Source organism: Qipengyuania sp. NPDC077563, assembly GCF_044901345.1.
Taxonomy (GTDB): Bacteria; Pseudomonadota; Alphaproteobacteria; order Sphingomonadales; family Sphingomonadaceae; genus Qipengyuania; species Qipengyuania aestuarii.
The window spans coordinates 759,333-782,203 of the sequence record NZ_JBJDPC010000001.1; the positions used below are offsets into that span (position 1 = coordinate 759,333).

At 59.4% G+C, this 22,871-nt stretch carries 20 protein-coding genes; 10 read left to right on the forward strand and 10 right to left on the reverse strand.

The genetic code is table 11. The features are described from left to right. Positions 1-221 precede the first annotated feature (221 nt). From ACI2I1_RS03750 to ACI2I1_RS03765, 4 genes are all read right to left on the reverse strand, one after another. A complete protein-coding gene (locus ACI2I1_RS03750; protein ID WP_404677960.1) occupies positions 222-446 on the reverse strand; it encodes a helix-turn-helix domain-containing protein in 225 nt (74 codons plus the stop codon). Positions 447-546: 100 nt separating this feature from the next. After that, entirely contained in the window at positions 547-1,734 is a 1,188-nt protein-coding gene (locus ACI2I1_RS03755; RefSeq protein ID WP_404677961.1) for a tyrosine-type recombinase/integrase, read from the reverse strand. A gap of 175 nt (positions 1,735-1,909) precedes the next feature. Next, on the reverse strand, positions 1,910-2,125 hold the full coding sequence (locus tag ACI2I1_RS03760) for a hypothetical protein (RefSeq protein WP_404677962.1): 216 nt from the start codon (positions 2,123-2,125) through the stop codon (positions 1,910-1,912). A gap of 81 nt (positions 2,126-2,206) precedes the next feature. Next, positions 2,207-3,511 carry a sulfotransferase family protein gene (locus ACI2I1_RS03765; protein WP_404677963.1) on the reverse strand — a complete coding sequence of 435 codons (1,305 nt, stop codon included), beginning with the start codon at positions 3,509-3,511 and terminating at the stop codon, positions 2,207-2,209. A 151-nt stretch (positions 3,512-3,662) separates the two neighbouring features. Between ACI2I1_RS03765 and serS the strand changes: the two genes are divergently transcribed. The 3 genes from serS (at position 3,663) to ACI2I1_RS03780 (ending at position 7,004) form a co-directional block, all read left to right on the forward strand. Continuing rightward, the gene (gene serS, locus ACI2I1_RS03770) at positions 3,663-4,940 is read left to right on the forward strand and encodes a serine--tRNA ligase (protein WP_404677964.1); all 1,278 of its coding nucleotides are present in this window, start codon (positions 3,663-3,665) and stop codon (positions 4,938-4,940) included. A gap of 128 nt (positions 4,941-5,068) precedes the next feature. Then, positions 5,069-5,833, forward strand: coding sequence for a 5'/3'-nucleotidase SurE (surE, locus tag ACI2I1_RS03775; RefSeq protein ID WP_404677965.1), 765 nt, complete (start codon positions 5,069-5,071; stop codon positions 5,831-5,833). A 43-nt stretch (positions 5,834-5,876) separates the two neighbouring features. After that, positions 5,877-7,004, forward strand: coding sequence for a potassium channel family protein (locus ACI2I1_RS03780; protein WP_404677966.1), 1,128 nt, complete (start codon positions 5,877-5,879; stop codon positions 7,002-7,004). 4 nt (positions 7,005-7,008) lie between these two features. On the opposite strand, the gene ACI2I1_RS03785 is transcribed toward ACI2I1_RS03780, so the two are convergent. After that, positions 7,009-7,377 (reverse strand): DUF1761 domain-containing protein, encoded by a 369-nt coding sequence (locus ACI2I1_RS03785; RefSeq protein ID WP_221542703.1) that lies wholly within the window; start codon positions 7,375-7,377, stop codon positions 7,009-7,011. A gap of 65 nt (positions 7,378-7,442) precedes the next feature. On the opposite strand from ACI2I1_RS03785, the gene rimO reads away from it, so the two are divergent. From rimO to eda, 7 genes are all read left to right on the forward strand, one after another. Next, complete coding sequence (rimO, locus tag ACI2I1_RS03790; RefSeq protein WP_404677967.1) at positions 7,443-8,816, forward strand: 30S ribosomal protein S12 methylthiotransferase RimO; 1,374 nt, start codon at positions 7,443-7,445, stop codon at positions 8,814-8,816. A gap of 249 nt (positions 8,817-9,065) precedes the next feature. Further along, positions 9,066-11,402: an EAL domain-containing protein gene (locus ACI2I1_RS03795; RefSeq protein WP_404677968.1), complete on the forward strand. Its 2,337-nt coding sequence runs from the start codon at positions 9,066-9,068 to the stop codon at positions 11,400-11,402. Positions 11,403-11,619: 217 nt separating this feature from the next. Beyond that, positions 11,620-12,417, forward strand: a complete 798-nt coding sequence (locus ACI2I1_RS03800; RefSeq protein WP_404677969.1) for a transglutaminase family protein — start codon at positions 11,620-11,622, stop codon at positions 12,415-12,417. Between the two features lie 108 nt (positions 12,418-12,525). Next, a complete protein-coding gene (gene zwf, locus ACI2I1_RS03805) occupies positions 12,526-13,965 on the forward strand; it encodes a glucose-6-phosphate dehydrogenase (protein WP_404678334.1) in 1,440 nt (479 codons plus the stop codon). Next, positions 13,958-15,772: a phosphogluconate dehydratase gene (edd, locus tag ACI2I1_RS03810; RefSeq protein WP_404677970.1), complete on the forward strand. Its 1,815-nt coding sequence runs from the start codon at positions 13,958-13,960 to the stop codon at positions 15,770-15,772. The genes zwf and edd overlap by 8 nt, the downstream gene beginning before the upstream one ends. Before the next feature lie 2 nt (positions 15,773-15,774). Continuing rightward, positions 15,775-16,758, forward strand: a complete 984-nt coding sequence (gene glk / locus ACI2I1_RS03815) for a glucokinase (protein WP_404677971.1) — start codon at positions 15,775-15,777, stop codon at positions 16,756-16,758. After that, positions 16,755-17,369, forward strand: coding sequence for a bifunctional 4-hydroxy-2-oxoglutarate aldolase/2-dehydro-3-deoxy-phosphogluconate aldolase (gene eda, locus ACI2I1_RS03820; protein WP_404677972.1), 615 nt, complete (start codon positions 16,755-16,757; stop codon positions 17,367-17,369). The genes glk and eda overlap by 4 nt, the downstream gene beginning before the upstream one ends. Here eda and tilS read toward each other — a convergent pair. From tilS to ACI2I1_RS03845, 5 genes are all read right to left on the reverse strand, one after another. Beyond that, positions 17,366-18,349, reverse strand: coding sequence for a tRNA lysidine(34) synthetase TilS (gene tilS, locus ACI2I1_RS03825; protein WP_404677973.1), 984 nt, complete (start codon positions 18,347-18,349; stop codon positions 17,366-17,368). The genes eda and tilS overlap by 4 nt on opposite strands. Position 18,350: 1 nt before the next feature. Next, positions 18,351-19,250: a tol-pal system YbgF family protein gene (locus ACI2I1_RS03830; RefSeq protein ID WP_404677974.1), complete on the reverse strand. Its 900-nt coding sequence runs from the start codon at positions 19,248-19,250 to the stop codon at positions 18,351-18,353. A 107-nt stretch (positions 19,251-19,357) separates the two neighbouring features. Further along, positions 19,358-20,194 (reverse strand): helix-turn-helix domain-containing protein, encoded by an 837-nt coding sequence (locus ACI2I1_RS03835; RefSeq protein WP_404677975.1) that lies wholly within the window; start codon positions 20,192-20,194, stop codon positions 19,358-19,360. A gap of 121 nt (positions 20,195-20,315) precedes the next feature. After that, on the reverse strand, positions 20,316-22,586 hold the full coding sequence (gene ptsP / locus ACI2I1_RS03840; protein ID WP_404677976.1) for a phosphoenolpyruvate--protein phosphotransferase: 2,271 nt from the start codon (positions 22,584-22,586) through the stop codon (positions 20,316-20,318). An 86-nt stretch (positions 22,587-22,672) separates the two neighbouring features. Further along, the gene (locus ACI2I1_RS03845; protein ID WP_221542692.1) at positions 22,673-22,828 is read right to left on the reverse strand and encodes a YdcH family protein; all 156 of its coding nucleotides are present in this window, start codon (positions 22,826-22,828) and stop codon (positions 22,673-22,675) included. Positions 22,829-22,871: the final 43 nt, after the last annotated feature.

The window sequence follows — 22,871 nt, forward strand, 5'->3', positions numbered from 1 at the left end:
GAAGCTTTAAATATCGGCTGACGATAGAGTAGCAGTCGCGTTCCACCTCGCCAAAGGCTGACGCAGTACCGTCGGAGCAGCGGACGGTCCGCTTTTAGGAAGTTCAACTGTGGTCATCTATGTCCGGAATGAGGGCGCATTGCTGACGGAAAAATTGGCAATAACCAACCTAGTTACGCGGATACCAGCACATCCTATGCTGCCAATAACCGCTTCAAGGCTCACTCAGGGTTCGTCGATGGAAGTCCCTTCAAGAACGTTTCAAGGTCTCCAGCCAAGATCAACCTTCGCCGGCCACGTTTTTTTGCAGGCAGTTCACCGGTAATTATAGCTTCATAAATAGTTGAGCGGGAGAGACCGGTAATCTCGGCCACTTCGGCAACACTGAACGCAAAGGCCGGGAGCCTCTTGCCTCTGGGGGTTTCCGCGGCGGAATAGTCTGACATTGATAAGCTCCGTTCTATTTGGCTTATTTGCATTATAGAATGGTCGAAGGCAGTTCCGGCGCCGTTTTAGAAAAAATTTTTCAGATGGGCTTGGGGCGAGCTAGAAAACCAATCCGTCTAGTGCATCCTCGGCAACCTTTCTGATCAGATGTGCATAGTGCTTCTCGATCATCGCAACACTTGTTCCTGAAATCTGAGCTATGATCATGAGTGGCACGCCAGCGATCACTAGATCAGTTATGGTGGAATGTCGCAAAGTGTAGGCGGTTATCTCTCGAGAAAAACCGAGCATCGAGGCTGCATCCTTGATTGGGTGCTTCCATTTGTCCTTAGTCCATCGTGCCCCATCACTTCGGGTGAAAATCGCTTCATCCGGTCGCTTTCCCTCGATCTGTTCTGCGAGATAGTCCGAAATGCTAGGGGGGACTGTAATTTGACGCTTGGGCTTTCCTTTGTCCTTTAGAACCATCAGAGTGCGGGTACGTGGTTCAAAATCGCCGGTATTCAGACTAGCAACAGGCCCAGGCCTGAGGGGCAAAACGCACATTGCCTTGAAGAACCTGCCAGCGGCTTCGGGCATCGCGTTAATCAACATTTCTCGCTCTTCACGGTTGAGGTAAGTTGTACGCCGTGAGTCCGCCCCTTGAATGGGCTGGAGGGCTTCATGCCATGCCGCGTCCGAGTTTGGTCGGCGATGTGGCAGTACACGATTTAGCGCAGCTCGAAGGGGCACCATATCACGGTTGATGGTACTCGGTGCGCGCACCTTTGTTACTGCGGGACCCTTCTTACTTCTGCTAAGCAAGGCCGGAGCAGCTTCTAAACGCGCCCTCCAGGCTTCTAAGTGATGGCGTCGCAGCTTGTCTAATTTCTGACTAGCGATAGGATCATCATACACATGTCGCCGGAACACTCCCGCGGCAATCGCCCCAGGCTTGAACTTCAGATAGGCCTCGCATGCATCCTTTACGGTAACGATGTCAGAAGGCATGGCACCACCACATTCCACCTCAGCCGCCCACACTTCGGCATCTTTCTTTGCAAGTGCGAAAACCTCATTTCGCGCCGATGTCGGATAAGAACCTAGGGTCTTGCGAACGTATTTCCGCTTCTCCGGCTCATAAACACGAACAAGCCAATTACCTGCTCCTCCCGCCATAGCTGGCCGGTAGCCCAAGAAACAACCAGGCCTGAGGCGTTGCCAATGGGGTTCATCGCCCTTGCGAGGTCGCAAAGCTTCGCGATGCCCAAGTCTACTTAGATCGGTCATCTGATCCGTACCATCCATGAAAATTCCATGAAAAAACTAGGTGGACGTCAGCCGACACGCCGTCAACTTAAATCCTATAATTCAATGGTTTGTAAATTCCATGGACGTCCATATGGTCCAAAAACCACCCTTCACACGGGTGGGGTCGCAAGTTCAATCCTTGCCGCGCCCACCACTTCTATCCAACCCGCGGTCAGTTTACAGGGGTTCGCCGCGCTGTCTCTGACCGCTCGGCCAGCCTCTTGGCCAAATAGCCACCCGCGCCGAGCGCGAGCATGGCGGGAAGGCTCATGCGGCGAAGGGCTGTGGCCGCGATCACGCCGATGGCGGCGCCGCTTGCTCCTTCCAGCCCGCTAGTCTGCTTTGCCAGCTTGTCGCCCATGTAGGCGCCGATAATCTTGCCGATCATGTGATATCTCCTTTTTCAGCCAACGGCCCACGACAATCCGCGTTCCTCGGGTCGATTAGTGAGCGAAGCTGGAGCGCAGCATCAGCCTGACACACTCACTGCCAACTTGCGGATGCTGGCCCCAGCGGTCGAAACGCCGAACGCTTCGATATATGGAGCGAACCGCTCCTGCACTTCGCCAGAACGAAGACCAAACTCTGCCAGCGAGTAGGAGTGCGGGGTTCGTTTGGAGGCGGCGGTTCGGTCGAGATAGGCAGCCATTCCTTGCAGGGCCGGCTCGATGTCGAGGCCAAGGAATTGGTAGACGCGCTCCATCGCGCTGCGCCAATCATTGTCCATCTCGTCGAAATGGATATCGATCGCCTGAGCGGCGGGGAGATCTTTTCTAAATTCGCTCATACGCGAGACCATGAGGTCGGTCTTGCGGAGCCATTCGCGGCCAATGGTTTGGGGGTTCACATCATCGGCGTAGATGATGGTCTGGTTCCAGGCGAGGCTGGCCGCGCTGCCGACGATCGACTGCGGGTCGCGGTGGGTGAAGATGAGCCGCGCGTCGGGAAAAACCTCAAGTAAAGCAGGGAGATCCAGCATATGCTGCGGGGTTTTGAGCACCCAAGGCCGCAGCGAGCTTTCCTGCTGCGACCAGCCGATCAGGCGCAGCAGATTGGCCATGTGACGATAGGCCGGAACCGCGCTTTCGCCCTCGCACCAGCGGGCAAAGGTCGGCACCCGCCACTGCGCCTCGAACTTCATGCCGTAGAAGCTGGCGGCGATCAGGCCGAGCTCTTCCTCGGGCTCGTAGGGCCCCGTGGGATGGATCGAAAGCGTGCGCGGATTGGCCAGCCGTGCGACCTTGAGGATCCGTTTTGCCAGAACGGGGCGAAAATCCTCCCGGTGTCCGGCCAGAACCTCCTCGAAATCCGGCCGGGGGACCGGACTGATCGTCTCGAAGCTGCGCAGATGCGCAAAGCGGTCGTCCGAGGCCAGCAGGCGGTGCAGCCGCGTGGTGCCTGAGCGCATCGGCCCGACGATCACCACCGGATTGCGGATCGGGCGCGCGAGTATTTCGGGATGCCGCTTGAACCACATCTGCGCATAAAGCCGGTCACGCAGGAGGTGATGGATGGTCTTCATCCCCGAAAGCTCCCCCGCCGCATTCAGCCCGGCCTCCGCCCGTGCGGAATCGAGCAGAACGTCGAGCGGCCGGGTGAACCAGTCATCGCCGAAATCGTCGAGCCCGTATTCCTCGGCCACCTGCTCGAGCAGCGCCTCGCGGTTCCAGCAGGCGGGATCGACCAGGCCAAGCCTGCGCCCGGCCCTCACTCCTGCATCGAGAACGTCGATGAAGCGGGTCCGCCGCGGCGGTACGAGGGGTTGGTCCTGCAAGTTTGGCTCGCTTTCTTATTCTCTTTTGCGCGGGCGTGGGGCGGCAAGGCCCCGCCATGCGCCGGGTCAGGGCAACAATGATCGGGTTCGCGATAGGTGCCTCAGCTTTCCCCACTGGAAATACGCGGGCACAATCGGCATAGCCGCGCCCATGCACGACATCGCCTATATCCGAGCCAATCCCGAAGCCTTCGATGCCGCCATGACCCGGCGCGGCGCAGACCCTGTTGCGGACCGCATCGTGGCGCTCGACGCCAAGAAGCGCGAGGCGCAGACCCGGGTTCAGGAAGCGCAAAGCCGCCGCAACGAAGCGTCCAAGGCGATCGGTCAGGCCATGGGCCAGGGCGACAAGGACAAGGCAGAGGCACTGAAGGCCGAAGTAGCCGAGATCAAGGCAAGCATGCCGCAGTGGGAAGAGGCCGAGCAGCAGGCCGGCGCAGAGCTCGACGATCTCCTCGCCCGCCTGCCCAATCTGCCGGCGGATGACGTGCCCGATGGCGCCGACGAGAACGACAATGCCGAAATCGCGGCCTGGGGCGAGAAACGCGACTTTGCTTTCGAGCCCAAAGAACATGCCGATATCGGCCCGGCGCTGGGCATGGAGTTCGAGACCGGCGCGAAGATTTCCGGCGCGCGCTTCACCTTCCTGCGCGGCGATATCGCCCGCTTGCACCGCGCGCTGGCGCAATTCATGCTCGACCGGCAAACGTGCGAAAACGGCTATACCGAGTGCAACCCGCCAGTACTGGTGAATGACGATGCCATGTATGGCACGGACAAGCTGCCCAAGTTCGCCGAAGACAGTTTTCGCACCACCGACGACCGCTGGCTTGTCCCCACCTCCGAAGTCCCCCTCACCTATTCGGTGGCAGGCGACATTCTCGGCGATCTGGCCGAACCGATCCGCATGACCGCGCATACGCTGTGTTTCCGCAGCGAGGCGGGCTCTGCCGGACGTGATACGCGCGGGTTCATCCGCCAGCACCAGTTCGAGAAGGTCGAACTGGTCAGCGTCTGCCGCCCCGAAGACAGCGAGGCGGAGCATGAGCGCATGACCGGATGCGCCGAAGGTATATTGCAGGCGCTGAACCTGCCCTATCGCAAGATGCTGCTGTGCGTCGGCGATATGGGTTTCGGCGCGCGCAAGACCTACGATCTGGAAGTCTGGCTGCCCGGCCAGGGGGCCTATCGCGAGATTTCCTCCTGCTCGAACACCGGCGAATTCCAGGCCCGGCGCATGAATGCGCGCTATCGGCCGGAAGGCGAGAAGAAGACCCGCTTCGTCCACACGCTCAATGGCTCCGGCCTCGCCGTGGGCCGGACACTGGTCGCGGTGATGGAGAATTACCAGAACGAGGATGGCAGCGTGACCGTGCCCGAATGCCTCTCGTCCTATATGGGCGGCGTAGAGGTACTGAGCCCTGCCTGAAATTTCGTTCGCCCTGAGCTTGTCGAAGGGCCGTCCTTACCTTCTGGCCTTGCGCTGAAAAAGAAAAGCAGTGCTTCGACAAGCTCAGCACGAACGGTTTACGAGATTATTTCCGGAGAGGTAACTGCATGAAAATCCTCCTCACCAATGACGATGGCGTCCACGCCCCCGGCCTCGAAGTGCTCGAAGCCATCGCGCGCCAGTTTTCGGACGATATCTGGATCTGCGCGCCGGACGAGGAACAGTCCGGAATGGGCCATGCCCTCACCCTCACCCGCCCTGTTCGGCTGCGCAAGCATGGCGAACGGCGCTTCTCCGTCACCGGCACCCCCACCGATTCGGTGACGATGGGCCTCAGGCAGGTGATGGACGGCGCGCCCGACGTGATCCTGTCGGGCGTCAATCGCGGCGCCAATCTTGGCGACGACATTACCTATTCGGGCACGGTATCGGCGGCCATCGAAGGCGCACTGGCCGGCATCCGGTCCATCGCGATGAGCCAGGTGATCGGGCGCGACGATGCGGGGCACGACATGTCCTTTGCCGCTGCCGAGGCCTGGGGCGCCAAGGTGCTTGCCCCCCTGCTTGACACGCCGCTGCCCGATCGCACGCTGGTCAATGTGAACTTTCCGCCGCGCGCACCCGAGGATATCAAGGGTATCCGCGCGGTGGCGCAGGGCTTTCACGACTACTCGCGCGGCACGGTGGTGGAAGGCCGCGATCCGCGCGGCTTCCGCTATTTCTGGTTCGGCCTGCAGGCAATCGAGCACACGCCCGATCACGGCACTGATCTGGAAGCCATCGCCGACGGCTATGTATCGGTCACCCCGCTGCAGCTCGATCTGACCCACCACGCTTCTCTCAAGGCGCTGGGCGAGCGTTACGAGACCTGAGAATGCTTGACCGCACCCGCGCCCTCGCGCACCAAGGCTGCGCATGAGCGAGCGCAAGCAACTCGACCAGATCGCACCGGGAGGGGGAACGACGCGGGTCTATCGCGGGCCGCGCTTCCAGCCACTGCGCCGCGCGACCAAGATCCCCGTATGGGGCGATCTGGGTATCCGGCTCGGCCTTGCGCTGTTCTTGATCATGGTGGTCGTGATGATCCACTGGTGGGATCGCGAAGGGCTGGTCGACAATCTCGACGGCGAGGTGAGCTTCCTCGACGTGATCTATTTCACCATGATCTCGATCACCACCACGGGCTTTGGCGATATCGCCCCGATTTCCGATCGCGCCCGGCTGGTCGAGGCGGTGATCGTGACCCCGGTCCGCTTTGCCGTCCTGTTCATTTTCGTGGGCACCGCCTACAACTTCCTCATCAAGCGTAGCTGGGAAAAATTCCGCATGGCCCGCATCCAGGAACAACTGAAAAACCACATCATCGTGCTCGGCTACGGCATCTCCGGCTCCGAATCGGTGACCGAACTGATCGAGCGCGGCACCGATCCCAGTACGATCGTGGTGATCGATCCCAGCGAAGAACGGCTGCATGCGGCCGAATCGCTGGGCTGCAACGTGATGGCGGCCGATGCCACGCGCGATGAAACGCTGAAGGCGGTGCGGATTTCCGAAGCGCAGAACGTGCTGATTTCCGCCGGACGCGACGATACCACCATCTTGATCACGCTGACCGTACGTGCGCTGGCACCCAGCGTGCCCATCAGCGTGGTGGTGCGTGCGGCCGACAATGAATCGCTGGCCCGGCAGGCCGGTGCCAACAATGTCATCAACCCGGTGCGCTTCACCGGCCTGCTGCTTGCCGGAAGCGCCAAGGGCGAACATATCGCCGATTATCTGGCCGATCTCGCCAGCGTTTCGGGCCGCGTCCAACTGGTGGAACGCGAGGTGACTGAAGAAGAATGCGGCTGCGCGATCAGCGAATTGCGCACCGGCGGCCGGGGGCTGCGCGTCTATCGCGATGGCCGCGCCATCGGGTTCTGGGAAGACGAATGCCAGAACCTGCAGAAAGGCGACATCATCGTGGAGATCGTGGCTACGCCCAACGGGGAAAACAAGGGCGACGGCCATCGCCGCGACGATGAACTGCGCCAAGGCGCCTGATCGTTCAGCCCAGCAGCAGGAATACCCCGCCCATCGCCAGATAGGCGACAAGCCAGAAACCCCAATCGAACAGCGCGCGGCGAATGGGCTCCGCCCGGCGCACGGCGGTGATGACAATCGCCGGCCCGATGAAGGTGAGCGCCAGTCCGCCCGCCATCATGAAATAAAGCCACCATTTGGTTTCCAGCGTCTCGCTGCCGACCCGTGCGAACATATGGCCCAGCATGGCGGCGCTGGCGAACATCAGCAGCGCGGCCAGCGCATGTAACAGATAGGGCGGGCGGGGCGTCGATGCCCGGCCATAGAAAGCCACGCCCAGCAGCGCGGCGACAAACCATGCGGCCACAACCGCGATCCAGTTTACAGGTCCCATGCCGTGCCTCCTAGCGCGCGGGCCTCGCTTCGTGTAGGGGCGCGCGCGAATTTACGGACATTGCTATGAACACCTCCACCACCTCGATCCCCGACCAGAAGAAGGTCGGCATGGTTTCTCTCGGCTGCCCCAAGGCGCTGGTCGACAGCGAACGCATCCTCACGCGGCTGCGCGCCGATGGCTATGCGATGAGCCCCGATTATGCCGGCGCCGACGTGGTGCTGGTGAACACTTGCGGCTTTCTCGACAGCGCGAAGGAAGAGAGCCTGCAGGCGATCGGCGAGGCGATTGCCGAGAACGGGCGGGTGATCGTGACCGGCTGCATGGGCGACGAGGCCGAGGCCATTCGCGCCGCGCATCCCAGCGTGCTGGCCGTGACCGGAGCGCATCAGTACGAAGCCGTGGTGGAGGCAGTGCATGAACATGCGCCGCCGAGCCAGGGGCCGTTCATCGATCTGATCCCGCAGCCAGATGTGAAGCTGACGCCGCGGCACTACAGCTATCTCAAGATTTCCGAAGGGTGCAATCACTCCTGCGCCTTCTGCATCATTCCCGATCTGCGCGGGAAGCTGGCCAGCCGCCGGATTGATGCCGTGCTGCGCGAGGCGGAAAAGCTGGTCGCAGCGGGGACTAAGGAATTGCTGGTCATCAGCCAGGACACGAGTGCTTACGGCGTCGATACGCGCCACGAGAGCCGCGAATGGAAGGGCCGCGAAGTGCGCGCCCACATGACCGATCTCGCACGCGAGCTGGGCCAGCTAGACATCGGCGGCGGCGTGCCGCCCTGGGTGCGGCTGCATTATGTCTATCCCTATCCCCATGTCGATGCGGTCATCCCGTTGATGGCCGAGGGGCTGCTGGCGCCCTATCTCGACATCCCCTTTCAGCACGCCAGCCCCAAGGTGCTGCGCGCCATGAAACGCCCGGCGAACGAGGCTAAGGTGCTCGAGCGGCTGAAGGGCTGGCGGGAAATCTGCCCCGATATCGCGATCCGCTCGAGCTTCGTGGTCGGCTTTCCCGGCGAGACCGAGGACGATTTCAAATATCTGCTCGACTGGCTTGAAGAAGCGCAGCTCGACCGTGTGGGCGCGTTCCGTTTCGAACCGGTGGAAGGCGCGCAGGCCAACGCCCTGCCCGATCCCGTACCCGAAGCGGTCAAGGAGGAACGCTATGCCCGGATCATGGAAGTGACCGAGCGGATCAGCGCCGCCAAGCTGCAGGAACGGGTCGGCAAGACCATCCCGGTAATCATCGACGAGGTCGGCGAACCGGACGAGGACGGCGATATCGGCGCCACGGGCCGCAGCCAGGCCGATGCGCCGGAGATCGACGGTGCGGTCTATCTACGCAATGTGCCGGCCGCGCTGACCGCCGGCGATATCGTCTCCGCCGTGGTGGAGGATGCCGACGCGCACGATCTCTTTGCCGCTCCCGCCTGAGAATTTGGATCTCCCAGCGCCCCTCGGCAGACCGCTCCGAAAAGGAAGTGATTTTCTATGCCGTTAATTTCGCGGGTAAAAGGCATTGCATTTCCGTTGGAATGGGGCTTTGCTCGAGCGAAGGATATGCGGAATTCTACTCCTAACCAACTCTTAACCTCACTATTGCGAGGTTTACCTAGGGTCGCAGATGAAAACGGTAACTTCGTAGAAAGAATATTAAGTAGATCCGCTTCATAGGGGTGCGCGATGACGACCGTCCGCTCTTTGGACCGTTTGACACGGAAGCTGCGCCAACCGTTGTCGCGGTTGCCCCTCGGCGCGGGGCAACGCATCAAGGATTTGCTGGTGAGCGCCGTTATCGCGTTCGTCCTTTTTGCGGGACTGGTGCTAAGCCCGATCGATCAGCTGAGCTGGGTGGTCCAGTCCCGTCTATCTACTCATGAACCTTCTGGCGATATTGTTTTCGTCAGCACGGACGCAGACATAACCCACAGCGCCCAGCCCGAAGGCAGAACACAACTCGCCGCAGCCCTGCGCACGCTAGCAAATCGAGATGTGGCGAGAATCTACATTGACCTTGCGTTCCCCACACACTCCACCGAGCAGGCTGATAGGGCGCTAGCCAGCGCAATTGCCGCCTTGGAAGCCCGTGTAATTCTAGTTGATAGACTGGAGCGCAAATTCACAGAAGGCGACCGCCCACTTCGAACCATGCCCGAGATCGCCGGCAATGCGCGGCGGGTCATTTCAAGGGACACGAGCAATTGGATGGGCTTCACTTGGACCCGGGACTTTGCGCACGAACTCGATGGGAAACGACTTCCCTCGTTTTCCGCCTCCTTGGCCGGCGTCGAAGATCTTCGCTCGGGCAGTTATCAAATCGATTATGCGCTCAATTCCCGTGAGATCACCCATCTAAATATTGAAAATTTTTTTGACAGCGATGTGGCTGGGCAGCTTGATGGCAAGGTCGTCGTTTTCGGGAAAGAGGCAAGTCTCACGCAAATGGGTGCGAGAACCCCGGGAAATTTTTTGGTCCCCCAGAGCTACACCGATATTTACGGTGCGGAGACCCTGAAAGCTAATCCTCCAATCTTGGTTGGAGGATTTCGAGCTCTATTAGTTTACTCGTTCGTCATTTTAGCCATTGTTCTGTTTATCCATTCGAAACGGAAACGCAGGCTAGCTTATTCGACGCTCGCATTGTCTTTGCCTGTAATTTTGTACGTTGGGAACCCGCAAGGAATAAGGGCGGAACTCTCCTATCCGGCAGCGATGATGACAATGTACATCCTGCTGCGCTCGCGGTCTCGCTGGAAGGATCGTCTTACGTTAGTAGATGATGAAACGGGGCTTCCCAAACTTCGGGCGCTGGAAATTGAACTCAGTCAGGATACTCATGCCCGCGGTCATATAGTGGTATCTCGCATTCACGGCTATGAGCACGTCTTCAAGACTCTTCCTCGCGTCGACCGAGCTAAATATCTTCTCAAGTTGGTCGAACGCCTGCGCACGATCAATACGGACCGGGTCCTGTATGCCGAAGGGCACCACATCGCGTGGCATTCCGGCGAAGACGATGAAAACCAGCTAACTGACCATCTCGATGGAATGCGAGCATTATTTGCTGCTCCGATTTACGTATCCGGTTCCTCGATCGATGTTGGCATCAGTTTCGGCGTGGCCAGACTGGACGGTGATCCTTCAGCCAGACTTGCCGCCGCAGTGGCTGCTGCAGAGGAGAGTTCCGAGGCGCTGGAGCCAATCAAGATAGCAGAAAGCAACTCGCGTTTTGACGAGCTGTGGGACCTATCTCTTCGAGCCAGGATTGACGAAGCTATGGCAGCGGGAGAGATCTTCTGTGTTTATCAGCCGAAGATCGACACGAGAAGCGGCACCATGACTGGCGCAGAGGCGCTCGTACGATGGAAAGACCCGGTTCGAGGGTTCATTCCGCCTATGAACTTTATCGCTCAGTGCGAAAAGGCCGGGAGGATGGAGGCACTTACGGAGTTTGTCTTTCGAACAGCATGTGAGGCAGGGCGGCTCATGCACTTCCGCGGCCGTTCGCTCACCATGTCGATCAATGTTTCGGCTACTATGCTTTCAGACATGAAAGTGGTGGGCCTGATAAGAAACGCGCTCCATGCCACTGGTTTCGATCCTCGCTTTCTTATTCTTGAGGTTACGGAAACGTCACGCATCGGCGACCTTCAGACGGCGGAACTCGTCCTGAACGAGTTGAAGTTCATGGGGGCTCGCATTTCGATTGATGATTTCGGGGTCGGAGAAACCAACTTTGAGACTTTTTTTGCACTGCCTTTCGATGAAGTGAAGATCGATCGCTTATTTGTCGCGAACATGGCAAAAAGCAAAAAGGCTAGAGCTATCGTCAGCAGCATTGTGAAGATGGGCAAGGATGCTCGAATCGGTGTCGTGGCCGAAGGTGCCGAAGACAATGAAACGATTCGAATTTTGATCGAAATGGGTTGCACCCATGTGCAAGGCTACGTGCTAGCCCGCCCGATGAATCTTGAAAAATTAATAGAATTCAATGAATTGAAAGAAATAAACACCGCCTGACAGAGATCCACCTTTACAAATAATTAAATTTATAACAAAACCTCCTAGTGATTATCACTTAGGAGGTTTTTATGTGGAACGTATGGGAATGGATGTTCGGCAAATAAGCTGAATATGAAATTATTACTTGAAAGGGCCCCTTTTTTAGGGGCCCTTTTCGTGCTTAATTAATTTTATTATTAATGAAACGTTATCCTTCTTCAGCCGTTCCTGGTAAATGGCCATTAATATCGAAACGAAATTTTCGTTCTCTCTTCCCGACATCACCGACGTATTGCTTCAGTTCGAGGCTGCGCACGTTCCGGAGCAGCGTATCCTTTCCTGCCACACGGAACTTTCCGTGGCGGAACATTGCGCTCGTGTCCCGGCACAGGACAGCATCGGCGAGCGGGTCTGGATCAGGGCTGAAGGCGAGTTTTCCGTTTCGTATGTTGCACAGGTCGAAATCGATCGTCAGCTTGCCGATCTCGAGACGCTGAAGCGCCTCGCCCCGCACGACATGCCGGGCGAAGTGGTACAATACCTTTTCGACAGCCGTTACTGCGCAGCCGACACGCTGCAAACACTGGTGCAGGAAGAGTTCTCGGACACGACGGGCGGTGCGCGGATCGCTGCCATCCGCGATTGGATCGCGGACAAGTTCACTTATGCTGCTGGCGTATCGGGTCCGCAGACAACCGCTCTCGACAGTTTTGTTGCCCGGCAAGGCATTTGCCGGGATTACGCACACGTACTAATCGCGATGGCGCGCGCCAGCGCGATCCCGGCTCGTTATGTCGCCTGCTACGCGCCCGGTGTCGAACCACCCGATTTTCACGCCATCGCCGAGGTCTTCCTCGGCGACCCAGAAACCGAAGGCGGAGGTACGTGGCAGATGGTCGATGCCACCGGCATGGCCGATCCAGCACATACAGTGAAAATCGGTGTTGGCCGCGATGCGGCAGACGTAAGCTTTCTCACCAGCTTCGGGATGACCGACTTCGGCGACAAGCAGATAAGCGTTACTGCGGACTAGCCGCAGCTTGGCCACGAATAGGAATGCGGCCCTCTGGCGCTCGAGGGAGGCGGCTGATACTCGGCAGAGTGTGGGAGGAAAGATGCCGATGGACGGTACATGCCCGAAATGAAGTTCGAAGCCGATCACCTGCTCCTTTTCGGAGCGACCGGCGACCTGTCCCAGCGCATGCTGCTGCCATCGCTATGCGCCCTGCATGCAGACGGATTGATCGGCAAGGATCTGCGCATCGTGGCGACCGCTCGGTCGGAAATGACCACGAGAGAATTTCGGGATTTCGCGCGCGAAGCCTTGGAGAAATACCTTCCCAAGAACAGGCGCGGGCCGATGGCTGATTTCCTTAATCAGATCAGCTACGTTCCCGTCGATGCGACAACGCCGGAAGGATATGACGAACTCGCCAGGGAAGTCGGAGGTTACAAAGGTCTGGCGATTTTCCTGTCCACTGCACCCAGCCTTTTCGAACCGACAATTTCGGGGCTAAAGCGGGTTGGCCTGACCAACGGCAATGCTCGCATAGCCCTCGAAAAGCCGCTGGGCACAGATCTGGAAAGCAGCCGCGAAATCAATGATGCCGTCGCGCAGGCTTTCAACGAAGACCGCATCTTCCGCATCGACCACTATCTCGGCAAAGAGACTGTGCAGAATCTCCTGGCGCTCCGGTTCGCCAACATCCTTCTCGAGCCGGTATGGAATTCCAACTATATCGAGCATGTCCAGATCACCGTGGCTGAAACAGTGGGTCTGGAATCGCGGGTTGCCTACTATGACGACAGCGGCGCCCTGCGCGACATGGTCCAGAACCATATGCTCCAACTCCTCGCTCTGGTGGCGATGGAGCCTCCTACCAGTTTCGATGCGACTGCCGTGCGCGATGAGAAGGTCAAGGTACTGCGCGCGTTGCGTCCGGCCAAGCCGGAAGAGGTAGTCACGGGCCAATATCGCGCCGGTGCCGTCGACGGCAAGAGTGTCCCCGGCTATGACGAGGAACTGGGCAAGGATAGCGGCACCGAAACCTACGTCGCACTGAAGGCTCATGTCGACAACTGGCGCTGGCGCGGCGTGCCGTTCTACCTGCGTCACGGCAAGCGCATGCCCGAGCGAGTCACGGAAATCGTGGTTCAGTTCCGCTGTATTCCGCATTCCATTTTCGAAGGTCGCGGCGCGCGCACCGAACCCAACCGGCTGGTTATCGAAATCCAGCCGAAGGAAAATATCCAGCTTACTATGATGGCGAAAGTGCCTGGGCTCGGTAGCGAAGGCTTGCGCCTGCGCCCGGTGCCGCTGGATATTGCCATGCCCGATGCATTTTCGGACGTGGTGCGACGGATCGCTTACGAACGCTTGTTGCTCGATCTCATCCACGGGGACCAGACGCTTTTCGTACGCCGCGACGAGGTGGAGGCCCAGTGGGACTTCATCGATCACATTCGCAATTTGTGGGCGGAGAACGACATCCAGCCCAAAACCTATGCCGCAGGCACATGGGGGCCCAGTGCCGCCGTGGCGCTTGCCGAACGCGACGGGGTGACCTGGCACGATGACTAAACCGCTCAACGATACGATCCGCCGCGTGACCGAACGCGTTGTCGAGAATTCGAAGCCCACACGGTCCGCCTATCTCGACCTGATGGATCGCGAAGGCGATCGCCAGGTCAATCGCGGCACTATGTCGTGTTCCAACCTCGCGCATGCCTATGCCGGCGCAGAGGATGATCAGAAGGCCATCATGGCTGCGCGCGGACCCAATCTGGGCATCGTCACCGCATATAATGACATGCTTTCGGCCCATCAGCCTTATCATCGCTACCCGGAACGCATGAAGATCTGGGCCCGCGAAGTGGGTGCCACCGTCCAGGTAGCGGGGGGCACGCCTGCCATGTGCGATGGCGTCACGCAGGGCGAAGACGGTATGGAGCTCTCGCTCTTCAGCCGCGACACCATTGCCTTGTCGACCGTGGTTGCATTGAGCCATGCCATGTATGACGGCGTGGCCCTGCTTGGCATTTGCGACAAGATCGTGCCCGGCCTGTTGATGGGCGCACTACGCTTCGGCCACCTGCCGGCCATCTTCGTGCCATCGGGCCCGATGGGAACCGGTATTTCCAACAAGGAAAAGCAGAAGACCCGCCAGCTTTATGCAGAAGGCAAGGTCGGACGCGAAGAATTGCTCGCGAGCGAAATGGGCAGCTATCATTCGCCGGGCACTTGCACCTTCTACGGCACAGCGAATTCCAACCAGATGATGATGGAGATGATGGGTCTCCACGTGCCCGGCGCGGCTTTCGTACCGCCCGGTGCCAAGTTGCGGCAGGAAGTCAGCCGTGCGGCCACCCATCGTCTCGCCGCCATGCGTAAGAGCGGAGACGATTATCGCCCGCTCGGCCGCGTGGTGGACGAAAAGGCGATCATCAACGCCGCGATCGGATTGCTTGCGACCGGCGGCTCGACAAACCATGCGATCCACATTCCGGCCATGGCACGGGCGGCGGGCATCAAGTTCGACTGGACAGACCTTGCCGAACTGTCGCGCGCCGTACCGCTGGTTGCCCGCGTCTATCCTAACGGCTCTGGCGATGTGAACCACTTCCACGACGCTGGCGGCATGGGCTATGTCATCGGCACCCTGCTCGACGAGGGTCTGGCCCACGCGGACATTCTCACCGTCTGGGAGGGCGGTTTCGATTCCTACAGCCGCGAACCCGGCATGGACGGCGATGCACTCACCTGGCGCGACCCCGGGCCTAGCGGCGATCCGGAAATGCTGCGCCCGGCATCAGAACCATTCCAGAGTGATGGCGGCATGCGCCTCGTCGAAGGCAATCTCGGCCGCGCCTGTTTCAAGTCGTCAGCCGTCGAGCGCGAGCGCTGGACGATCGAGGCGCCGTGCCGGGTATTCCAGGACCAGCGCAGCGTGAACGAGGCGTTCAAGAAAGGCGAACTCGATCGCGATGTGGTCGTCGTTGTCCGCTATCAGGGGCCGCGCGCCAATGGCATGCCGGAATTGCACAAGCTGACCCCTGCCCTCGGCGTCCTGCAGGACCGCGGCTACCGTGTCGCGCTTGTCACCGATGGGCGCATGTCAGGAGCCAGCGGCAAAGTGCCCTCTGCGATCCATTGTACGCCCGAGGCGCTCGGCGGTGGTCCGCTTTCGAAACTGCGTGACGGCGATATCGTTCGCGTATGCGCAGAAACTGGAACACTTTCGACGACTGCCGATCTCGATGCACGCAGCCCGGCTACTGAGCCGGAGGCCGACAGCGGTATGGGCCGCGAACTGTTTGCCATGTTCCGCCGGAATGCCGATGGAGCGGAACAGGGCGCATCCTCGATGCTGGCTATGGCGGGATTGTAAGAATGGAACTCGTAAGCGTCGATATCGGCGGCACCCATGCCCGTTTCGCGATCGCCACGATTGCCGAAGATGGCAGCATCACTCTGGGCGAACCCGAGACGATCCACACTGAGGATCACGCCAGCTTCCAGACTGCCTGGGAAGACTTTCGTGAGCGGATGGGCGGCAGCCTGCCCCCGCGCGTCTCCATGGCCATCGCAGGGCCGGTTGGAGGAGAGGTCATCCGCTTTACGAACAATCCGTGGATCATTCGGCCCGCGCTCATCGGCGAGAAGCTGGGCTGCGACAGCTATTGCGTGGTCAACGACTTCGAAGCGGTCGCCCATGCAGTTGCTCGGGTAAGCGAAGACGAATTCATTCATCTGACCGGCCCTGACGAACCACTCGCACCGACTGGCAGGCTCAGCGTCCTTGGCCCCGGAACCGGCCTCGGCGTTGCGCATCTCTACCGTGAGCCCGACGGGACCTATCGCGTGTCGGCAACAGAAGGGGGTCACATCGATTTTGCCCCTCTCGACACTATCGAGGACGCCATCCTAGCACGGCTACGCAAGCGGCACACTCGTGTTTCCGTCGAACGCGTAGTATCCGGGCCGGCTATTTCCGATATCTATCAGACCTTGGCCGCGATGGAGGGCAAGGCTGTAGCCGAAGAAGACGATATCGACATCTGGAAGCGCGGGCAGGACGGCAGCGATAGTCTTGCCGCAGCAGCAGTCGACCGTTTCTGTCTTTCGCTTGGCAGCGTGGCAGGCGATATCGCTCTGGCACAAGGAGGATTTGGCGGCGTGGTGATTGCTGGCGGGCTTGGCTACCGCATTCGCCATACACTCCTCAAATCCGGGTTTGCGGAGCGCTTCCGCTCGAAAGGCCGGTTTCAGAGCCTGATGGCATCCATTCCCGTCAAGCTCATCACTCACCCCCAGCCCGGCCTGTTTGGCGCTGCTGCGGCATATGCATCCGAACACGGGATCTCCGAAGAATGACGACCATCGCCGAAATCATGCAGACTGCTCCGGTCATTCCAGTCATCGTCGTGGACGACTTGGAGCATGCCGTGCCACTGGCTCGCGGGCTGGTGGCGGGTGGGCTTCGCGTCCTTGAGGTGACACTGCGCACTTCCGCCGCGCTGGATGCGATCCGCGCCATGAAGCAGGTAGAGGGCGCCATCGTCGGTGCGGGCACGGTGACCAATCAGCACGAACTTGCGGATGCAATCGACGCTGGCAGTGAATTTATAGTGTCCCCGGGCCTCACCGAAAGCCTCGGCAAGGCGGCCATCCGTGATGGGATTCCTTTCCTCCCTGGCATCGCCAATGCCGGCGATATCATGCGCGGGCTCGACCTCGGGCTTACGCATTTCAAGTTTTTTCCCGCCATGGCAGCAGGGGGATTGCCCGCACTTAAAGCGTTGGCGGCTCCATTCGGCCAATGCCGTTTTTGCCCTACCGGGGGCATAACGTTGGAAAATGCGCCCGACTGGCTCTCATTTAACCCAGTGCTGTGCGTCGGTGGAAGCTGGGTTGCGCCACGTGGCCCTGTGGACGAACACAAGGTAGAAGAAATCGCTCGCCAGGCGGCGGGCATGCGCCGCTAAGACGTTCGCCGGGTATTTTCGCGGCGGAACGTCCACACTGTTTCGCCGCCGCGATTGCGAACTTCGGCTTGAAGACCGCCGATATTGGTTTTCAATTCCCGTGAGAGATTGGCGGCCAAGCCTGAACCTACCCGCTGGTTAACCTGAAGTCCGAAAAGTCCGAAGATTGATCGGATCACTCCGCCCTGAATGAGTGATGCAGCCGCACCATTCTGTTGGATGCTGTAACGAGCTTCTTCGCCATCGAAATTTACATGATCGGAGAATTCGCGATGGATCAGGTCTCGGATGATCGCATCTGCAGCCGCCAGATGCTGCGCGCTGCGGCCGAGTGCATCCAGATCTATCCAGTCACACCGGGCAAGATTTTCACGCATCCGCACACGGTCGAAATCGGTGTTACTATTGGACGGGTCCTGGATTGCTTCCCAACCAGAAGTCTTTACAATTCTCGCCAGTTCTTCACGCTTCCATGCCAGCAAGGGACGAACGAGGGAGATTGACGTTTCTGGCACATTGGAAAGAGCGCGGATCGACGCCAAGCCTCCAAGACCACTGCCCCGGTTAAGGCGCATGAAAAAAGTCTCAGCCTGATCGTCGAGTTGATGTGCCGTTGCCAGCCCGCTCAGACCACGCTCCTCACACCAAGCAGCAAGAACGCGATATCGGGCCGCTCTCGCCTGAGATTGCAAATTGCCGCCCGGCACCTTCACTTTCAAGATGCGATGCGGCACATCAATTTGGGCGCAATAGCGTGACGCCAACTCGGCCTCTTCGGCACTCCCTTCCCTTAATTGGTGGTCGACCGTGGCAGCTTCCACGCGTCCAGGCAGCGCCCCTTTGGCTAGCAAAAGGAGCGCGAGACTGTCTCCTCCGCCTGAAAGCGCGATACCGAGTTTATCCGCTCCGGCCTTGAGCTGCGGCCTGAGAGTGAAGAGGTCGGCCCGGAACCGATCCAGCAGTTCCGGAGCAACCGGCATACTAGCTACACTTCACCTCGCTACGCGCCGTCGCGTAGTCGGACTGGAGGCGGCCAGACGCCAGCGCCGGATAAGTCTCGCCAAATTCCGATAGGGCAATACACGCGCGTTTCGTATCCTTGAGCGCGATCATGGATTCGGCCAGATACAGCAGGCTATCGCCAGCCCGTGCCCCATTCTTATCAGCCTGATAATTCTTCAGAAACCACGGCGCGGCCTCGCTCGGCTTGCCGTCATCGAGATAGGCGCGGCCGAGAAGGTTGCGGCCATAACTCGTACGGGCATGGCTGGGATACTTCTCGACAAACATGGTCAGCTGCTGCTGTGCCTCAGGGAAGAAACCAGCATCCCACAGTCGGAACCCATAGGAATACTCGTCGTCTCCGGCATCGCCCGTCTGCGGCTTCGCGATGGCTTGAACCGCTGAGACACGCGCGGGATCTGGCCTGGCGGCCGCTGGAGCCGGGCTAGCAGTAGGTACGCTCGAGCTTGGAGCGGAAGACGTTTCCGTAGAAGGTGCACTGACCCCTTGGGCGTTGGACCGTTCGATCTTCTCGATGCGTTCTTCGAGCAAACGAATAGCGTTGGTTCCGACCTCATATTGCGCGGTCAGACGCTGCAATTGACTTTCCAACGCATCGAGACGCGCAAGAATATCCGTCACCGCAGTTGTGGAAGGCGCAGCTATCGTGGGAGCCGCAGCTGGCTGACCGGTAATTTCCGGTTCGAAATACCGGCCGTCGCCGCCAGGAAAGACCTTACGCTGCAACGCGCGAACTTCAGCTTCGAGTTTGCGAATGCGCGTTTCGTCATTGTCTTGAGCGATGGCGGGCATTGAAGTGGCCACGAGGGCCATGCCGATGGTCCCGAGGCCGAGGACTCGTGCGCTGCGTAGGATCATGAAGATTCAAACTCCCTGTGGAGATTCATTGGATAAAAGTGCCGTAGCGACCCGAAACTGTCGAGAGGATTAAAGCGCAGGTCCACCGTCGAGGCGTAAGATGTAGATCAGGTCGCAGATTGAGAATTCGCGCTCGCTTGCTCACCTTCCGACCCATTTTCACGCGCCAAAAGAGCTTCAGCTGTGACCGGCACATCCTTCACTACCGTATCCTCTTCGCTGAGCTTGGGAACAGTGCGGCCACCCACGGTTATCGCCAAGGCATACGGCCTGCCGGTCCAGACCTGTGGCCCTTCCGCATCTTCCGGAATGGTGAAACTATCGCCCTCCGCCATCTGCGCTTCATAAAGACGCTCGCCACTCGCGTCGTAGAATTTCACCCAGGTGCCATCCATCTCGCTCGTAAAGACAACAGGACCGCTTGCAGGTTCGGGCTTGGCAGCGACCGGCTGCCGCGGCTCTGCAGTACTGGCCATCTGTTCGCTTGGGTCCTGAAGCGGTGCCGGCCCCAGCCCCGGGGCAAAATAGCTGGAGTAGAATGCGTAAATTCCACCCAGAAGCAAAACGGCTGCCAAAGCAGCGAACCATGCGAGCCCACGGCCCGGCACGCGCTCTGGATCCCCCGCCTCGAATTTTGTCGGCTTGTCTTCGGCGTTCGCCGTTCCTTCTGCGAGCTCGGCGCGAACTTGATCCAGCGCCTCTTTCTCGTCGAGGTCGAGCAGGCGCGCATAGGTCCGGGTAAAGCCGATTGCATAAGTCCGAGATGGAAGAGCAGCGAAATCGCCAGCTTCAATACTTTCCAGATGGCGAAGAGGAATTCTGGTTTCGGCCGCGACCTGGTCAATCTCCAGACCCTTCGCCTGACGCGTTTCGCGGAGCCGTTCTCCCACCGGCTTGGATGGGGCTGCGGCAGATTGCGCGGTTACGTCTTCTTGTTCTTCCATGAATTTCCCGAACTTATCGAACCCTGAAGCGGCTTAGAAGAAGCGCGCCGGTCTAGTGTCAACCATAGCAGGCTGCGCGCTTCAAAGGAAATAGACAGATCGCCCATTTAACGGGATCAAATCAGTCAATCTCTATACCGTTATTCTGTGCCCATGCCGCGATCGCCGCGCGCATGTCCGGCGGGGGGCGCAACAACCAATGCTGCATCTGCTGGGTCAATTCGGGAAGGGAGACTTTTCGCACCAATTCCTTGATCGGCCCTACAGCGGCGGGCGTGATGGAAAAGCGGGTGTAGCCAAGCCCCATAAGCGCGAGTGCTTCCAGCCTTCTTCCCCCCATTTCGCCACAAACGCCGATCCGAACTGAGCTGCCCACCATCTGCTTCGCCAGCCGGGCCATGAAGCGCAGGATCGCAGGGCTTAGCCAATCGTATCGTTCGGCCAGCTTGGGGTTGGCGCGATCGGCGGCGAAGAGGAACTGCGTGAGATCGTTCGTGCCGACCGAGATGAAAGACAGCTTGGGCAAGAGGACGTCCAGCACCTCTGCAAGCGACGGCACTTCCAGCATGCAGCCATATTCAATCGTCTCGGGAAGCACGCGGCGGCGATCTCTCATGAAATCGGCCTGCTCCTCGAAGATCGTTTTTGCCGCATCGAATTCCCACGGTTCGGAGACCATCGGGAACATTACGGAAAGCTGCCGACCGGCGGCTGCCTCGAGAAGGGCCCGTGCCTGAGCCTTCAGCAGACCCTCGCGCTCGAGCGATAGGCGGAGCGCGCGCCAGCCCATTGCCGGGTTTTCGTCCTTCTCCGCGATGTCGTTAGCGAGGTAAGGAACCGCCTTGTCGCCGCCGATATCGACCGTACGGAAGATGACCGGCTTTCCATCGGCAGAATCAAGCACGTCGCGGTATAGGCGCATCTGTCGTTCACGTGCGGGCAGAGTCGAAGAAACGAGAAACTGGAACTCCGTGCGGAACAGTCCGATTCCGTCGGCGCCGGTAAGTTGCAAGGCGCTGATATCGTCCCGCAAACCTGCATTCATCATTACGATTATGCGGGTGCCGTCTCGTGTAAAAGGTTCCACGTCGCGCAGTTCGGCATAGGCAGCCGCCCGCTCCTTGCTCCGTGCAAAACGGGCATCGAATGCTTCGCGAAGCTGCTGCGAAGGCCGCAGCGTAACCGTGCCCAGATCGGCATCCACCAGCACCTCGTCGCCTTCGGATACGTGGCTGCGCACACGCGGTACCCGCCCTAGAACGGGAACGCCCATGGCACGCGCTACGATAACCACATGCGCGGTGAGCGACCCTTCCTCCAGCACCACGCCCTTCAACCGCCGCCGATCATATTCGAGCAATTCGGCCGGGCCCAGATTGCGTGCGAAGAGGATCGAATCCCGGCGCAGACCCTGGGTTGCGGCTGTACCGAGCTGGCCTGACACAATGCGGAGAAGACGGTTCGAAAGGTCTTCAAGATCATGCATACGATCCGCCAGCAGCGGGTCGTCGATTTCGCGCATCCGCATGCGGGTCCGCTGCTGGACGCGCTCGATGGCAGCCTCTGCCGTGAGCCCGCTGTCGATCGCCTCGTTGATGCGGCGGCTCCAGCCTTCATCGTAGGCGAACATCTTGTAGGTCTCGAGCACCTCGACATGCTCGCCGCCCTTCCCGAATTCCGGTTCGCGCCCCATTGCATCGATCTGGTCGCGCATCTTGTCGAAGGCGCGGTAGACCCGCTGGCGTTCCGCCTCGACGTCTTCGGCCATGACCTGGTCGATCTCGACCCGTGGTTGATGGAAGACAGCCTGCCCGGCCGCCAACCCCTTGACCAAAGTCAGCCCTTCGAGAACATCGCATTCGGTCGGTGCTTCGCCGAGATCGATCGTGTTCTCGTCATCGACGAGTTCTTTGTGCGCAATCAATTCGGAGAGGACCATCGCGGTGGTCTGCAGAGCCTCGATCTCCACATCCTCGTATCGCCGGGGTTCGACATGCTGGACGCACAGCACCCCTACGGCTCGCTCACGATAGACAATGGGGACACCCGCGAAGGAATGGAATTTGTCCTCCCCGGTTTCAGGACGATAGAGGAAGTCCGGGTGAGCCTTGGCTTCTGCAAGGTTCAGAGTTTCGATGTTCTTGGCGATCGTCCCGGTCAGACCCTCGCCTACCCCCATTCGCGTCACATGGACGGCATCGGGATTGAGGCCGTGGGTAGCATAGAGCTCGAGTTCTCCATCGCGCAGCAGGTAAATCGAACAGACTTCGCTGGTAAGACTGTCCGCGATAATGTCGACAACACGATCGAGCTTATGCTGGGCATGATGGCGTCCGGCCATGACCTCGTGCAGTTGCGTGAGGATCTGGCGGGCGGAAGCTGCTGCTGACATGGCTTGCAGCTATAGCAAAAAACAGGAGCGGCGAAAGCGGGGCGCGCAAGTATAAACCTGCGACCCCGCAAACACGCAGGCGCCGATCAGTTCGCGGCGATTTCTTCCTTGATCCTAAGCTTCTGCTTCTTGAGTTGCTGGATCATCGCGATGTCGGGCGAGGGCCGCGCCTGTTCGTCGTGCAACCTCGATTCCAATCCGGCATGCTTGGCCTTGAGTGCGGCGACATGGGATGATTGCATAGGACTGGCTCCTTCTAGAGTTAAACCCCCAAAAGCGACTCGT